The organism is Photorhabdus heterorhabditis (assembly GCF_001280945.1).
GTDB classification, from domain to species: domain Bacteria; phylum Pseudomonadota; class Gammaproteobacteria; order Enterobacterales; family Enterobacteriaceae; genus Photorhabdus; species Photorhabdus heterorhabditis.
This window is the reverse complement of sequence record NZ_LJCS01000002.1, coordinates 150,431-167,435: the sequence shown is the minus strand read 5'-3', so window position 1 is coordinate 167,435 and position 17,005 is coordinate 150,431. Positions and strand designations below refer to the sequence as shown.

Here is a 17,005-nt window from a genome sequence, read left to right as displayed (position 1 = left end):
AATGAAAGGCTGGTGGAACGGACCTCGATGGGTAGCTATATTGTTACTTTTGTTGCCATTATCTGGCCGGAGTCTCAATCTGTTTGAATACCATAATGCGCAAGATCTGCCTTCAGGTGGACTGCCGGTGGAATTTTATTCGAACGTCGTCACTCAGGAGTTTGTTCCATTACCTGTCAAAGAACCCGAAATTCTGGCGCCGCATTTCCCAACCCTAAAAGTCGGCATTCTTTGTTGTATTGGGGCGCCATTGGTGATCCATCGTTGGGATGGCAAGCTGGAAGGGATTTATGCTGATTATCTTCGCCTGATTGAAACGGTGTTGAAAAGGCCGGTGGAGGTACGTCTGTTTGGTAACTGGGCATCCGCCTATGAAGCATTGCAGCGTGGGGATATTCAGCTGTTATCGCATTCTGCCTCATCACAGTCGGGAAATAGGAACGATGATACTTACCCGATTCTGGTGCAGCCGCTCGCCCTGATTGTGCGTAAAGAACAAGTGAAGATGCCCTTTGACAAAATGAATATTATGGCAGCACCTGGCAGTAACCCGAATGTCGTTAAGCAATTGAGCAAATACTACCGCAGCGTTTCAGTGGCGCAAAATCAACAGGAAGCAATTCAGGCGGTGGTAGATGGTCAAGTGGATGCTTATCTGGATGGTCAAAGCCAGATTGCCTATTTGCTGGCTTTTCGTCCGTTTTCTGGGCTAACCTACCGTCGGGATCTTTCTCAGGGAGAACGGTACGATTTTCTTGGTCACAATGGTGATGATATGGTTGAAACGATCAATCTCATCCTGACCGCCATTCCCCATGAGATAAGAAATAAGGTTTATCAACGTTGGATTTCTGGATTAGCGCTGGGAAGTAATAACGACACCTCGATCTTTTCACCACAAGAAAAAGCCTGGATTAAAAAAAATCCTGTTATTAATGTCGCAATCAGTCGTACTGCACCGCCTTATTCATTCTTAGATAAAAATGGTGAAATTACGGGGTTAGATGTCGATATTTTACATCTGATAGGAGAGAAAAGTGGCATCACCTTTAATTTTATTCCGGCTGATGGTGCTGTGGGGGTCAAAAAGCTGTTAAAAAACGGCGAAGCTCAAATGACTTCTTTGGTCAATACACCAGAGCGGACCCGATGGCTCTCTTTCAGCCATCCTTATGGCACGGTGGAATGGGTAATGATTACCCGCAATGAGCGTAATGCGCCTTATGAGTTTGATCAGCTTAAGCACCACCGGGTCGCTGTTCAGCGCGATCATGCGCTATTGTCAGTATTGAAACAATACCCAGAGATTTCCGTCGTGGAAGTTGACAATGTGACGAAAGGCATTGATATGGTACTGGCTGGGGCAGCGGATGCAACCTTTGATAGCTTGATTAGTGCTGATTATCTACAGGCAAGCCACTATGGTTCTAATATTTCTATTCAATTCTTTAGGGATTCCTTACAACCAGAACAGTACGCCATCCTACCTTCCTATCCTAAACTAGTTAGCATATTGAATAAAAGCATTGATGCACTACCGCCAAATGAGCTGCGTGTATTGCGCTTAAAATGGTTATCTATGGCGAATGTAACGCCCTATGATGACAATAAAATCTCTCCTTGGGTGAAATTGTGGGGAGGGGCGTTATTTGTGATTGCATTGAGTTCAGCCTTTTGGGGGAGCTATCTTGCACACCAAATCAGACGCCGGAAAAAGGCTGAAAATAACTTACAGAATTTGCTGGCATACTGGGAAACGTTATTCAATAACATCCCTACGCCTATGTTTGTCTGTGATCCAACGATGTGCATTACGGCGGCGAACCTCTATTTCAGACGCGAAATGAGCCTGATTGAGTCTGATGTGATTGGTCGCAGCCTTTTTTCTCTCTGTTTTTTAGATCCTGATGATGAGCAAGAGATCAGTATGATTTTCTTACGTTGTCTGGAGGGGGAACTGGCACATTTTTCTGACCGCAGTATTGTGGCACGAGGCAGAGACAAACATGTTTATTTATGGCTTGAAAGTTACCGAAATACTGAAGGCATTGTTCAGGGGATCATTGGTGGTTGGTTTGATGTCACTGAGCGTAAATTGCTAGCGCAAGAGTTGCGTCAGGAGCGCGATAAAGCTGAACTTGCCAGTTTGGAAAAATCAGATTTTCTGGCACACATGAGCCATGAGATCCGTACCCCTTTACAAGCGATTATCGGTATTCTCGATTTGGAAGTAAAACAGCAAACTCAACCATCCGCACCGTTGCATATCGCATGGCATGCCGCTATGTCCTTACAGGGAATCATCGGTGATGTGCTGGATTTTTCCAAGATAGAAGCTGGGCGCATGGTGCTGAATTTGAAGCCAGAATCATTGCAGGATGTTTTGGAAAGTTGTGCAGCGACGTTTAGCCATCGAGCAAAGGAGAAGAGGCTGTATTTCACCCGGCAGTTCGATTTGCCATCTGAATATTATCATCTGCTGGATGCTACACGTGTCACCCAGATAGTTAATAACCTGTTGGGCAACGCGATTAAATTTACTGAACAGGGCGGTGTGCGGATCAGCACTCGCTATCAGCATATTCCAGACAGTAATCGAGATGAAATTACGCTGGTGGTTGCAGATACGGGTTGCGGTATCCCGGAAATCCTGTATGAGGCGGTTTTACTACCCTACGTACAGGTGACGCAAAATAATGGCGGTAAAACCGGTACTGGGTTGGGATTACCTATCTCTGTACAGTTAGTTGAATTAATGGGAGGGAGCCTAAAAATCACTGGTGTGCCTGGTGGTGGCGCACAGGTAACCGCGGTATTACCGCTTATGCGCAGTACGATTGAAAAGGAGATTGCGAGTGAAAGAACTGAAAATATTGGCATAGAGATTAATGAACCACTGAATATCCTGGTGGTTGATGACTTACCTGCCAATTTACAGGTGCTATCATTACAGTTAGCGCCATCGGGCCATCGTGTTTTATTGGCTGAAAGCGGTGAACAGGCCATGAACCTAATGGAAGATGGGTATTTCGACATTGTGCTGACGGATTGCCAGATGCCGGTGATGAATGGTTACGAGCTGACCCAGTTACTGAGAAAACATGAACGGCTGCGGCAATTACCGCCATTCATTATTCTGGGGTGTACCGCGAATGCGTTTTCTACCGAGCAGGCCCGCTGCCTGGAGGCGGGAATGGATGGTGTATTGATTAAGCCGCTGGTGCAAAGCAAGTTACTGGCAGAAATTACTCGTTATTACCGACAAGTCAATGATGAGGCAGCGCTCCAGTTTGATGAGATTCAAACGTTGGCTCAACAAGACATAGTTGTAGAACGTCAATTACTCAGTGCGATACAGAAAGGGATGTTGGAAGATATTGCAGAGCTGAGGCAACAGGAAAATCAACAACGCCATGAGAAAGTTGCGCATCATGCACATCGTATGAAAGGTGCTTTTGCTTTGATGCGATATCAGCAGGGAATACGTGTCTGTCTGCGTATAGAAAAAGGCGAATGTTATGATGAGAAAACAATTGCCGTTTTGTTGACTCGTGCGGAATATTTCCAACGGCAGATCGAGCAGCGATTGGAAATAAAGCTAAATTAATTTCCTCTCAGTCTGTCTGGCCTTTCGTTAAAAGCAATAAAAATGATTTTATTGTTGTCGAAGCGATATGCGAGGCAGAGCATCACGGTCTTCAATGCGTTTTGTTCAACCCAGAATCGAAGCTCAACAAGCCCCTGATAAATCCTTAATCTAGTCTAGTTAACTTGACTAGATTAATAAAGACAAATAAACTTAAAGTGTGTACATCAAGAGGTGATGTTATGGAAAAGGTTAACATCTACGATGCGAAAACCAACCTGTCTAGAATTGTTCAGGAAGTTGCTCGCACTGGAGAGCCAGTCGTGATTGCTAAGAATGGTCATGCACTGGTTAAAGTCGTCGCATACAGAGAAGAGAAGCCTAAGCGAAAATTAGGTTTTCTCAAAGGTAAAGGCAGTGTTCCCGCCAATTTTGACGATATGAACAGCGCCGAAATTGTTGATATATTCGAAGGAAAATACACTTAATGGAATTACTGTTAGATACCAACATCTTGCTGTTTATGGCATATGAACCAGAAAAACTGAAAACTGATATTGTTGATCTTCTGGAAGATACCAGTAAAACGCTTTGTTTTAGTGCGGCGTCTATATGGGAGGTCGTCATTAAAAGCAATCTGAATAAGCCTAATTTTTCTGTAGATCCTGAACAGTTCAGGGATGGACTGTTTGAAGCTGGTTTGATTGAAATACCCATCAAAAGCGAGCATACGCTCGTTGTGTGCGATTTACCGGAAAAGCTACATAAAGACCCGTTTGACCGGTTAATTATCGCTCAGGCGAAATACAATAAGATCCCACTAATCACTAGTGATAGCAAACTGATAGATTTTGTCAGTGATTATATTACTGTAATCCCTAATAGATAGCCAAAATGAGTAGGTAATTTGGCTATCGTAAGCTAATAGTTTAAGTACCGGTATTTTATCCTCTCCATCTTCTATTTCTGCACGTATTATCTAAAAGCAATTTCTTCTGAAATATATTACATCACTTTATTACTCCTATTGGTGAATTTCCAGGGCATTTTAGCCTTCAAATCACGACCTTCTTGCAACCAACTTACCTTGTATCCTGTTTACGCTATACTTCATAAAAATAGATTGCATACGATCTATTCGTATGACACCATTATGGTCATTATAGCTCCTTGAGCTGAAACAAAGATGACATCTGATTAACCAAACCGAGTCATGGAGTTTAAAATGAACGTTTCACAGCAGATACCAGCTCCTGATAATTATAGTGAGGAGAGAAACCGGTATTCAGTATTACTTCCTTTATGTGCTGCGGGAATCATCATCCCTATCGTATTTACAGGGCCTGCAATTGCTACGCCTATGATTGCTCTCGAACTTGGTGGTTCTTCGATTGAGTTGGGCGGGATTGTTAACGCTTATAACGTTGCTTTTGGTAGTTGTGTGATGGCTGGTGGAACATTGGCTGATCGGTTTGGTCGTAAGCGTTGTTTTTTAAGTGGATTAATCCTGTTTTTTATCACGTCACTTCTCATTGGTTTCGCTCCCGATATTACTTCACTCAACATACTTCGAGGCATAGAAGGAATCGCTGGCGCGTTGACCCTGACAAGTTCATCAGCGCTTATCGCGCAAGAATTCGATGAACATTTACGATTGCGCGCGTTTAGTTTCCTTGGTACCTCTTTTGGCATTGGATTAGCATTCGGCCCTATGCTTGTGGGGATGATGATAGCTAATTTCGGTTGGAGATCGCTTTTTTTCTTTATCGCGCTGGTATCACTAATTGTCCTTTTGTTCAGCGCCAAAAAGGTAAATGAATCAAAAGATCCCGACGCGAAAAATATAGATTGGCCGGGCATCATTCTTTTTACACTTGCCTTGAGTACATTAACGCTGGGAATTGTTTTTGCACCAGAAAGAGGATGGACTGATATTTATATTATTGGATTATTTCTTGCGAGTGCTTTGTTTTTAGTTATTTTTGTTATAGCGGAAGTTAAGTCTCGCTATGCAATGCTTGATTTAAGCCTATTCCGCTATCCGCGATTTATTGGCGTGCAATTATTGCCCATTTCAACCGGATTCTGTTTTGTCGCATTATTAGTTTCTCTACCAATCTGGTTTATCGGTATTCAAGGTTTTGATGAGGGGCGAGTAGGTCTTGCAATCCTTCCACTGACAGCGCCGATGCTGGTTGTCCCTTTCATTGCTGGATATCTCTCGAAATATGTCTCACCTGGGCTGATTTGTAGTGTTGGGTTGTTGGTTGCTGCTGTTGGCGGGTGCTGGTTAGCTTTCAGCCTCCAAGTTAACGGAGAGATAAATTCTTTAGTTGGTCCTTTGTTAATGATCGGTATTGGTAGTGGATTGCCGTGGGGACTCATGGATGGTTTATCGATGAGTGTCGTTCCTAAAGAACGCGCAGGCATGGCAGCAGGCATATTTACAACGATGCGCGTGTCTGGAGAAGCTTTAGCTATCGCTATCATTGGTGCTTTGCTGGCAGCTCAAACATCAGCCATTCTGGTTTCCTCCAAAGCAGATCATGCTTTTTCAAATATCGTCTCCAGTGAGTGGGGAGGAAAGATCGCGAGTGGTCAAATGTCATCCATACTTGAATCGGTTGCTGATGCAGATAGGACAAGTTTAGGCCACTGGCTTGCAACAATATATCAAAGCTCATTTGGTTCAATTCTACTGATAATAGCCGCATTAACAGCGTTGAGTGCGTTAGCTTGTGCATTATTGCTACGACGTGAAAAACAAAACGCCATTCGTAATTAATTGACTTGCAAAAGCGAGGTATCTGATGGATTTGCAGCTGACAGGAAAACGAGCTTTGGTAACAGGAAGCAATAGTGGGATTGGTAGAGCGATAGCGATTTCCTTGGCAAATGAAGGCGTACAGGTTGTTGTACATGGACGAAGGAAAAAGGAAACTGAAGAAGTCATGCAGGAAATACTTGATCATGGTGGGCAAGCACATATGGTTATCGGCGATCTGACCAATGATGATCAAGCTCAAGATGTTGTCCGGTCGGCTCAAATTGCCTCTGGCGGAATCGATATATTAGTGGCAAATGCGGGCGCTTTTCCGCCAACGCCAATCCTGGAAAGTACGGCTCAGGATTGGTTAAATCTTTACGATCAAAATGTGGGTTCTATTATTCGTTTGCTTCGTTTTATTGTTCCTTCAATGGTGGAAAATGGATGGGGACGAGTGATTACTTTAGGGAGTATTGCCGCATCCCGTCCCTTTGCTTCTTTCGGTGCTTATGCGACAACAAAATCGGCCTGTGTGAGCCTTGCGGTCACCATTGCAAAAGAATTTGCGGGTACCGGTGTAACTGCCAATTGTATTAGTCCGGGTGATGTTATTACCCCAGCCGCAGAACAGCATTGGCGAACTGTAGCTAAACGTAATGATTGGGCTGATGAATGGGAAAAGATTGAATCTCATGTGGCTTCTAATATTTCACCGACTTTGGTGGGACGATTAGGGCGACCAGAAGAAATTGCTGATCTGGTGACTTTCCTGGCAAGTCCGAAATCTAATTATATTAATGGTTCTAATTTTAGGATCGACGGGGGTTTTCTAGCGAGTACGGCTTAATTCGATATATACTCAGTGGATTTCAAGATGGATCGCGACGGCAAGGGAGCGAATCCCCGGGAGCAAGAGGCAACTTGAAAGATAACGGGTATAGATAAATAGCTAGAGGGATATTATGGATACGCATTACGCTGCATTGTTTGCGCCAATGTCATTTGGTTCTCAGATGTTGAAAAATCGAATTGTCATGTCACCAATGACACGGCAATTATCTCCCAATGGTATTCCTGGGCAGGTAAATGCTGCATATTATCGACGACGTGCCGAGGGAGGTGTTGGTTTAATTATTACCGAGGGGGTATGTATTCCCCATATCGCAGCAAATGGTTACGCGGATGTTCCGGTAATGTATGGAGATGAAGCGCTTAACGGATGGAAAACAGTTGTAAAGCAAGTGCATGAATATGGTGCATTGATAATTCCCCAACTCTGGCATGTTGGCCCAATGCGTAGACCGGGTATTGGGCCAGATCCTTCAGTGCCTGGATATGGCCCGATGACCATACGCGACGGCGACCAGACAATAGTGAAAGGTCTCAACGAGAAGGATATCAAAGATATTATTGATGCGTATGTTCAGGCGGCTAAGAATGCATTGGACATTGGTTTTGATGGTATTGAGATCCATGGAGCCCATGAGTATTTGTTAGATAGTTTTATTTGGCAAGTGACAAATCAGCGTAAAGATAAATATGGAGGAACATTTAATAACCGTATTCGTCTTGCATCTGAGGTTGTCAGCGCGATACGAGCAGCCACTAGCCCTGAATTTCCTATCGTATTCCGTTTTTCACAGTGGAAAATACGCGACTATGGCGCCAAAATAATCGAAACCCCTGATCAGTTAGAGAAATTTGTGACAACGCTAGTTGAAGCGGGTGTAGATGTATTTGATGTTAGCACCCGCCGTTTTTGGGAACCGGCATTTGAAGGGAGTCCAGACAGCCTGGCAGTTTGGACCCGACGTTTAAGTGGCAAGCCTACTATTATGGTCGGTAGTGTTGGTTTGGATAAAGCCTATGCGATCGCGCAGTTGCGTGGAGATGAGAAACCAGATGCAGGGAGAGCTGATTTAGCTCCGGCAATAGCATTGTTGGCATCCGGCTCAGTTGATTTAGTTGCTTTGGGGCGAATGTTATTAGCTGATCCAGAATGGCCGACAAAAGTTTATGAAGGAAGACTATCGGACATTTTTCCTTTTGATAAGTCGTCAATGATGACGCGTCTTTGATGTTATTTACATATACCCTTCCTCTCACCCCAGTCACATAGTTATCTATGCTCCTGGGGATGCGTTCATTTGCCGCCGCGCTGCAACTCGAAATCTGCTACCGATTATTTGTCTGGTGTCTGTCAGATGAATTTTTGTATCTGATTGTCAATCCCAAATTATAAAAGGCTATTTATCGAGTTTTGATTTATTAATGTGTGAGAAAGTGCACTCCAATATTCACTTTTTTCTATATTAAATAAAGAATTATTTTCTAGAGTGGCAGATAAATCCAGATCCTGGAGAAAGTCTTCTAAATCGGTTATCGATGCGAATGCCATAATTGAGATGGCATCGATATCTTTTGCTATCGGATGGAAAAATTTCTCTCCTGTCATGATGGGACCAATATTATGTAGCTGAATGTAACGTTGAACAAACTTTTGTGTTGAAGGTTGAGAGATTATTGCTTTGGCATATTGGTATAACAGAATTTCATGAAAATCACTGCGATTTAATTCCGTTGCCCGTCGATGAATATTGACTAAAAGTATAGCATCGCTATTTGTTTTGCTCGGAATTAAAACATGTTGACGGCAAAGTACTGGACAGAGTTCTCGAAAGATCACTTGGTCCTCAGGCAAGATGGCTCTACTAATTTCTGGATGTTCGAATAAGGAATACAAGTTATCTATATTTGGGAAGCTTAAATACGCTATGCCATCCCATTGTGGCCGACGATGGCTAGGAATATGCCCTATGATGGTATTAAACAAATGCCCGTCTTTATCAAGTGGTGGCTGATAAGGAAGAGGGTTGATGCTTGAAGGACCCGATGAGAATCGGTGGATTTGATCATAGCGTAGTAACGTATATTTCCCATCGGATTCCCGTGGTAAGGCATGAAGGAACCTGGGACCATGAACTTTACGCCAATATTCGGTCCATTTTTCGAAAGCCAAATTTGCATCCTTTTCAAATGCATTTATGACTAAAGGCGGCTCCACCAAAGGGTGGCCTTGTACGTCAAGCATTTGATTTGGATTTTTGCGACGTTCTGTTAATGGCGAACTGTCAGCTCTGGAGAGCAATGTGCAAAGTACGGTTGTCTGAGGTGTGGATGATGAACTAACGGGAAGAACGCTAATGCAATCAGTCATATGTTACTTCCTTAGCTAAGCGCTGGTGCAATATTAGTGCATTACAAACGTTCGAAGTGTCTGATCAGTATGCGAGGGACAATGAACCAAATAATGGTATCATGCGATTAGTAAGCATGTAATGGTATTTTTGTGCTAGCTAGACCCTATCATGATAGGAAAATAGCATAAGGTTACTGTTCGCTTCATTTTTTGGCCCTTATAACGAATAGCAATGTTGTAGCTGTTTATATTTACATTAAAATTTAAAGAATACATTTGCTTATTACACGCAAACGATCTAAATTCAAAAAAGAAATAATCCCGTTCAGTTCTCATCTATCGTCTCTGTTCTCGCGTCATTTCGGAGAGCTAAAAAAATGCATCAACCTCCAAGTTTGGATTATAAAAAACCTTTGGATATCAATTTATCAGTGCCAAGGAAGGTTCCCGTAGTGATTGTAGGAGCTGGATTAGTAGGATTGACTTTGGCATTAGATCTCGCTCGTAGAGGTGTTCCAAGTGTCGTGCTTGAAACACGTCAGGCATTAATTGAAGGTTCTCGAGCCATTGTCTTCGCTCAGCGTTCTTTAGAAATACTTCAGCGGTTAGGGTTAGGGGAACGATTGACTGAGAAAGGCGTCAATTGGAATTTGTCCAGAATTTATCATAGAGAACGAGAGTCTTTCAGTTTTGACTTTAAAACCGAGCCTTATTTTGGTTGCCCTGCATTCTTGAATATTCAACAGACTTATATAGAACAGTGGTTAATTGAGGATTGTTTAGCCAGTGGGTGGGTTGATTTGCGCTGTTTAAACACGGTGACCTCGTTAGAATCGAGTGGTGTTGGGGCTTCGGTGATGGTCACCTGTCCAGATGGTTCGTATCGACTGGATTGTGATTGGCTCATAGCTTGTGATGGCGCGCGCTCATTTGTGCGGAATGCGCTGAATTTACCGTTAGTTGGTAGGCATTTTCATGATCATTTTTTGATTGTTGACGTCGAAATGAAACCGGACTTTCCTGCGGAACGTCGTTTCTGGTTCGATCCACCGTTTCATCCGGGGCATTCGGTTCTTTTACATAAACAACCTGATAACTTGTGGCGTGTTGATTTTCAATTGGGTGCAGAAGCAGACCCAGCATTTGAGAAACAGCCAGCAAGAGTTACCGAACGTTTAAAGGCAATGCTAGATCCGAAAATCGCTTTCAGGATCGACTGGATAAGCATATATACCTTTCGATGCAGGCGATTGGAGAATTTTGTTCATTCACGAATCGTATTCGCTGGCGATAGTGCCCACGAAGTCAGCCCTTTTGGAGGAAGAGGGGGAAATGGAGGAATTCAGGATGCAGATAATTTGGCCTGGAAACTCTGTGCCGTTGTAAAACATGGAGCATCACCAAAACTATTGCAGTCCTATGATGAAGAACGAGTTTACGCTGCGGATGAGAACATAATTAATTCGACTCGCAGTGCACAATTCATTACCCCGCCAAATCACGCAATAGCGACGCTTCGTCAAGCCAGTCTTGTTTTGTCTGAAACGACGGCAATGGGATGTACCTTTGTAAACTCTGGGCGTTTATCCAGTCCAGCTCGACTAGGAGGTATCGGGCAATTTTTGCCCGATACCTCTGTGAAAGGCAGAGTGAAACCCGGGGATGTTGCTCTGGATGCTCCGGTAAAAAATGGAGATGAGAGTAGCTGGTTATTGCACTTTATCGGTAGAAAAGGGTTCACACTTCTATGTTATCGGCTAAGTTCCAATTATGACGGAGGAGTAAATCATATTCATATAGAAGATATTAGTAATTCCTATCCATTAGAAATCATTACAGTCGTGTCGGCTACAGTAGAACAACCGACTGTAGCCTCAATTGATATCACTTTGGTAGATCACTATGGTTTGGTTGCTAAGCGTTATGATTTGGCTTGTGGATCAATCGTATTATTCAGACCTGATCAACATGTGTTAGACGTATTTCCCTCGTTTAACCGTGATGACATTGAAAGGACACTTGCTCATTCCATGCCAATAGCTACCCATGCCGAGAGAAAAATATAATGAAACCGTACAATCACTTTTTGGCAGGATCGTTAATTACCTACAGCCATTTAACAGACCCAGATGCCTGTTATGAAATGATAACAGAGGCGTGTCAAGAGCTGGGGGATGAACCAGGGAATCTATTTTACGCTCAATTGGTTTTATTACTCGTTAATCATATCGGTGATTCTAATATCTTACGAGAAGCGATAACTGTTACACGTAAGGGGCTGACGACAGTCGCTAATTAAGTCGCGTAATAACCTTTAAAAACTTATATTCAAGGGGAATTGATATGATTCTCGATACTTCTTATCGTCTTGAATCTCGATATCGTCGAGGTATTGATGAACCTCAAGGCAAAATATTTATCAGTGGACAACAAGCTCTGGTACGAATGTTATTAGCTCAATCAGCCCTTGATCGATCTGTTGGTTTAAATACTGCGGGATTTGTCAGTGGTTATCGAGGTTCACCACTTGGTGGTGTTGATAAAGAGCTTTGGGCTGCAAAAAATTTATTGGAGAAAGCAAATATTCGGTTTCAACCCGGTATAAATGAGGATTTAGCGGCAACGACCCTCATTGGGACCCAACGTGTAGAAACGGATAAAATGCGTCTCTTTGACGGTGTTTTTGGGCTTTGGTACGGGAAAGGGCCTGGGGTGGACCGATCCGGTGATGCGTTAAGGCACGGTAATGCATATGGTTCATCACCCCACGGAGGAGTATTAGTCGTTATTGGTGACGATCATGGATGTGTATCTTCCTCAATGTCGCATCAATCAGATCAAGCTTTAATTGCCTGGGGATTACCCGTTATTCATCCTATTAACCTTCAGGACTATGAATATTGTGGACTCTGGGGTTGGGCATTATCGCGTTTTTCAGGTTTATGGGTGGGTTTTAAGGCGATTACTGAAACTGTAGAAGCAACAGCATCAATTAAAGTATCTGAGTTTCCCTCGTTCAAACAACCTGAAATAGAAACTGGGCCTGATGGATTACATTGGCGTTGGCCAGATTTACCGGGTATGCAAATTGAGCGACGTTTTGCTTATAAGCTAGAAGCGGCTCGTCGTTTTATCAGCGAAAATTCGTTAGATAGCGTAGATTGCGCCCCGGCTACCCCAAAATTGCTTATTGCCGCAGTGGGTAAAGCCTACCTGGATGTTCGCGGAGCATTAGATGAACTGGGTATCACTCTGACTGAATTAGAGACGGCAGGCATTGCATTACTCGGTATTCGAGTTGTTTATCCATTATCTCCTGTCTTAAAAGCTTGGGCACAACGGAGTGAAAAGGTATGGATTATCGAAGAAAAAACCGGGATCGTTGAGAACTTGCTAAAGGCCAGTATATTTAATTCAATTCTCGATAGCAGGCCATTAATTATTGGCAAGTCAGACGAAAATGGAATGAAACTTTTACCCAGTGAGGACGAGTTAAGGCCATCACGTATTGTCGATGTTCTTGTCAAACAGCTTCGGGAATGTGGCCTGTCAATAGAAGTCCCATCATTTTGGTCAATGAAACTCATAGAACGTTCTCTGAATTGGGTAAAACGCACGCCATATTTGTGCTCCGGTTGCCCACATAATAGTTCCACAATGATTCCAGAAGGGAGTCAGGCGAGGTTAGGTATTGGATGTCACGCGCTGGCCGCTCGTATTCCTGAACGTGCCACGACAGGCAGTGTACAAATGGGAGGGGAAGGTGTTGATTGGATAGGTCAAATGTCGTTTGTCAGAACAGACCACATTTTCCAAAATATGGGGGATGGAACTTTTTTTCATTCTGGATATTTGGCTATTCGACAAGCGATCGCGGCAAAAGCTAATATCACTTATAAGATTTTATATAATGATGCTGTCGCAATGACCGGTGGTCAACCACTGGATGGTAGCTTAAGTGTTGAGCAAGTAGCGGCGTTAGTTTGTAGCGAAGGGGCTAAAGAAGTGGTTATTGTTGCTAAAGAGCCTGAGCGTTATAAAACAAAGGACCGTTTGCCAGAACAAGTCAAAGTCTACCACCGTGATCAGCTTAATGAGGTGCAGCTTCGATTGCGAACAATACCGGGTGTCACCGTATTGATTTATGATCAAGTCTGCGCCACTGAAGATCGCAGACGTCGCAAACGCCAACCCGTACCTGCTAAAAAGACCTATGTAACAATAAACGAACTGGTCTGTGAAGGTTGTGGAGATTGTCAAATCCAGTCGAATTGTTTATCCGTGGTACCCGTTGATACCGAGTTTGGAGCTAAACGAGCGATAGATTCTGAGTCGTGTAATACCGATCTTTCATGCTTAAAGGGTTTTTGTCCCAGTTTCGTCACTGTTACAGGGAAACCGCGTTTAGTTAATATGGATAAAACTGAACGGCAATTGATTATGACACGGGCAGATGAGTTACCGCTGCCGCAATTACCCGGTATTAATCAATGCTATGAAATATTGATAACCGGTGTTGGTGGTACGGGTGTTGTTACTATGGCGGCGACTATCGGTTTGGCGGCGCATCTACAGGATTTTTCAGTTAGCGTGCTTGATTTTACGGGATTCACACAGAAAGGCGGCTCGGTTTTTAGTCACATACGCATTGGTGCTAAAGATCATATATTACATCAGCATCGTATTGAACGAGGATGTGCCGACGTTTTAATCGCTGCGGATTTAACTGTTGCTTCAGAGGATGAGGCATTAAATGCTCTGCGTTCAGGACAAACTAAAATCATTGCCAATACTCATGAAATGCAGACAGGTTCAATGGTTCGTGATAGAAACCTCAAAATAGACACTTCTGATATTGAGAAACGATTAATAGAATTAGTCGGGGAAGATGGCTATGACGCTATCAATGCACGTTATTTTGCAACTCAATTCGTGGGGAGCATACAAACAAATATATTATTGTTGGGATATGCTTGGCAGAAAGGCGTCATCCCGTTAAGTTTACAAGTTCTTGAGCAGGCGATTAATTTACAAGGCGGTGATGTTGCTGCTAATAAAGTTGCGTTCGCTGGTGGTCGGTTGCTAGCGACTGATCCTGCGTATGTGCAATCCTTAGTTGTCCCTGCCGCATCTGTCAGGGCCAGCGGCGGTGAACAGGGGCTCCGTGAGGTTGTCGAGTCTCGTAGCCGTTATCTTACGGACTACCAGAATGAAAGCTATGCGGAAAAGTATCGAGCACAGGTCAATGCTGTTGTAAAAGCTACTGCTAACTGGGGGGATTTCACATTAGCTCACGCAGTTGCTCGCAATTTATTTAAACTCATGGCTTACAAAGATGAATATGAGGTTGCCCGCCTGCATAGTTCACCGCAATTTCTGCATTCTTTGACCGAATCATACATTGGGCGTCCCAAATTAAATTTTCATCTTGCACCGCCATTCTTGGGTAAGTGGCTGGGAAAAAATGGGTATCATCGTAAAATTACTGTATCTGGTTGGATTATTCCTTTTTTTCGCGGGCTTGCCGCTCTCCGATGTGTGCGTCACACTTTTTTCGACATCTTTGCCTGGTCTCATGAACGACGTGAAGAGCGGCTTTTGGTTTCGAGATATAAGGATACATTAAATGATTTATTATCAAAGGTTTCACCAGATAATCTCTCTTTGATTGTCCAGTGGGCGGAAGTACCCGAAAATATTAGAGGATATGGACATATCAAGGAGCGTTCAATTGCAGTCGCTTATAAACGTCAGGATGAATTACTTAATCAAATAGCGAATGGTGGCGCCACAATATATTCATCAATACCCATTAAAGAAGTTAATTAATAAGCTCTGTATAAATAACTGAATTAAGTGATAATCATTGGTTATTAATTTCTAAATAAAATAAAGTTTGAGAGTTACTGGTTCTAATATTTGGCTACATTCTTATATAAAACACAAAGTAACTCTCATTAATAATAAATTTATATGTCCATACCAGAATAGCGGTTAAATCCCTTTATCTTGGGAATAATACGTTAGCAAGCATTTGATAATCTGGATTATGATTTTCGCGATCTAAAATCCAATCTAATATTGCTGAAATATTTTTGTGAATATATGCATTTTGGGAATAAACCACACATTTTTTAAACTTGTCTATCAACTCTTCAAGCGTCATTGGGTTTTTGGCATTACCTTTTGCATAAGAAACTTCGCCTTTAAGTTGGGTCGCATCTTTAAACTGAATAATAATTTTGATTTTTCCATGTGTGCCTAATTCAGGTATTTCACATTCGGCTGCACTTCTGAGATAAATTTTTCTACTTAAATCAATGATATCCTTGCGACGAATGGCGTTTTCCGTGAAATCATCAATAAATAAATCCCCTGTTGTGAGTACAGACGCAATATTATACGCGAGGCTGAAACGGGCTTCGACTACGGTTTGTGGTACTTGTTTTCGTTCTACTGGCGAGCCAACGAGATCAAATATTTGTTGGTTGGTAAGAACATCTATACGCTCTATTTCATTAATATCAATCTGTTGACCATTTAGCATTTCTTTTATTAACGCCACGGCTGAGGTATTTGGGCGGCAAGTAGGATAGGGTTTAAATGCGATTAATTGATCGAGTACAAAGGTTGTGCCTAATTCGTCAATAATTGAGTCAAGATTTGAACCAGGTTCAAAGGCGCTATAATAGCCCCAGCGTCCACTGAGAAATTGTTTTGCCCCGGTAAAACCTTGTTCAGCGAATATTACCGCTTTCACTGCATGGGATGCGACCAAGCCTTGTTGGTAAAAAACGGTTGAGGCACCGTCTATCATACATTGTGTTTCACCCAATGCGGATGTATATGCAATCCCAAGTGCGTTATGCAGTCGATCTCCTGTCAGGCCATATAACATTCCTGAGGCCGCTGTTGCTGCAATAACTTTACACAGGTCATACCGGCCACTTTCAAGTAATGTTTCCTTACGCGCCCTTGAAAGTCTAAGAGAAAGTTCCATACCTGCAATATAGGCAGTCATGAATTGTTCACGCGATATTGGTCGATCAAGGGAATCGGCAATAGCAAGCAACGCGGGTAATATCGCCACACTGGGATGTGTTCCGAGTGAGTCGCCAACATCATCGAAATCTAGCACTCTGGCAGCCGCTCCGTTTAACATTGCTGTGGCCGGAGCCGGTAAAGCTAATATTCGCCCAACTACTCGACTTTCTGGTTTTCCTCCCCATTTTTCGGTTATTTTAGTCAATAGTTCAACGCCGGGGTCACGGGTGCCAGCTAATAAAACACCAATAATATCAAGTAAGCAGTGGCTGCCGATTTCTCGGGTATTGTGATCAATTGAGGAATATTTAAGACTATCACAATAACTAACGATTTTAGATTCTAAGTTCATGATAATTCCTGTTTATAAAAGTCTTATTCACGCTATAAGTCTTAAAAATAATTAAAT

The 17,005-nt window shown here is 42.9% G+C and carries 11 protein-coding genes and 1 pseudogene; 10 read left to right on the top strand and 2 right to left on the bottom strand.

Features of this window, described 5'->3' with window-relative positions:
• Position 1 precedes the first annotated feature (1 nt).
• From AM629_RS01700 to AM629_RS01675, 7 genes and pseudogenes are all read left to right on the top strand, one after another.
• The gene (locus AM629_RS01700) at positions 2–3,607 is read left to right on the top strand and encodes a transporter substrate-binding domain-containing protein (RefSeq protein WP_054475562.1); all 3,606 of its coding nucleotides are present in this window, start codon (positions 2–4) and stop codon (positions 3,605–3,607) included.
• A pseudogene (locus tag AM629_RS23175) lies at positions 3,589–3,737 on the top strand (IS110 family transposase); the annotation flags it as partial. The gene AM629_RS01700 and the pseudogene AM629_RS23175, both read left to right, overlap by 19 nt.
• Before the next feature lie 91 nt (positions 3,738–3,828).
• Entirely contained in the window at positions 3,829–4,074 is a 246-nt protein-coding gene (locus tag AM629_RS01695) for a type II toxin-antitoxin system Phd/YefM family antitoxin (protein ID WP_054475561.1), read from the top strand.
• Complete coding sequence (locus AM629_RS01690) at positions 4,074–4,475, top strand: type II toxin-antitoxin system VapC family toxin (RefSeq protein ID WP_054475560.1); 402 nt, start codon at positions 4,074–4,076, stop codon at positions 4,473–4,475. Before AM629_RS01695 ends, AM629_RS01690 begins: the two co-directional genes overlap by 1 nt.
• 336 nt (positions 4,476–4,811) lie before the next feature.
• The gene (locus AM629_RS01685) at positions 4,812–6,371 is read left to right on the top strand and encodes an MFS transporter (RefSeq protein ID WP_072161782.1); all 1,560 of its coding nucleotides are present in this window, start codon (positions 4,812–4,814) and stop codon (positions 6,369–6,371) included.
• A 25-nt stretch (positions 6,372–6,396) separates the two neighbouring features.
• Positions 6,397–7,200, top strand: coding sequence for an SDR family NAD(P)-dependent oxidoreductase (locus AM629_RS01680; protein ID WP_054475554.1), 804 nt, complete (start codon positions 6,397–6,399; stop codon positions 7,198–7,200).
• Between the two features lie 115 nt (positions 7,201–7,315).
• Positions 7,316–8,431 (top strand): NADH:flavin oxidoreductase, encoded by a 1,116-nt coding sequence (locus AM629_RS01675; RefSeq protein WP_054475552.1) that lies wholly within the window; start codon positions 7,316–7,318, stop codon positions 8,429–8,431.
• Between the two features lie 158 nt (positions 8,432–8,589).
• Here AM629_RS01675 and AM629_RS01670 read toward each other — a convergent pair whose 3' ends face one another.
• Positions 8,590–9,570, bottom strand: a complete 981-nt coding sequence (locus AM629_RS01670) for an EthD domain-containing protein (RefSeq protein ID WP_054475550.1) — start codon at positions 9,568–9,570, stop codon at positions 8,590–8,592.
• A gap of 359 nt (positions 9,571–9,929) precedes the next feature.
• Between AM629_RS01670 and AM629_RS01665 the strand changes: the two genes are divergently transcribed.
• The 3 genes from AM629_RS01665 to AM629_RS01655 are packed head-to-tail and all read left to right on the top strand — an operon-like array spanning position 9,930 to position 15,381.
• Positions 9,930–11,618, top strand: a complete 1,689-nt coding sequence (locus AM629_RS01665; protein ID WP_054475548.1) for an FAD-dependent monooxygenase — start codon at positions 9,930–9,932, stop codon at positions 11,616–11,618.
• A complete protein-coding gene (locus tag AM629_RS01660) occupies positions 11,618–11,851 on the top strand; it encodes a DUF2783 domain-containing protein (protein WP_054475547.1) in 234 nt (77 codons plus the stop codon). Before AM629_RS01665 ends, AM629_RS01660 begins: the two co-directional genes overlap by 1 nt.
• A gap of 44 nt (positions 11,852–11,895) precedes the next feature.
• Complete coding sequence (locus AM629_RS01655; RefSeq protein WP_054475545.1) at positions 11,896–15,381, top strand: indolepyruvate ferredoxin oxidoreductase family protein; 3,486 nt, start codon at positions 11,896–11,898, stop codon at positions 15,379–15,381.
• Between the two features lie 175 nt (positions 15,382–15,556).
• Here the strand turns inward: AM629_RS01655 and AM629_RS01650 are convergent, their stop codons facing one another.
• The gene (locus AM629_RS01650; protein ID WP_054475543.1) at positions 15,557–16,948 is read right to left on the bottom strand and encodes an MmgE/PrpD family protein; all 1,392 of its coding nucleotides are present in this window, start codon (positions 16,946–16,948) and stop codon (positions 15,557–15,559) included.
• Positions 16,949–17,005 lie beyond the last annotated feature (57 nt).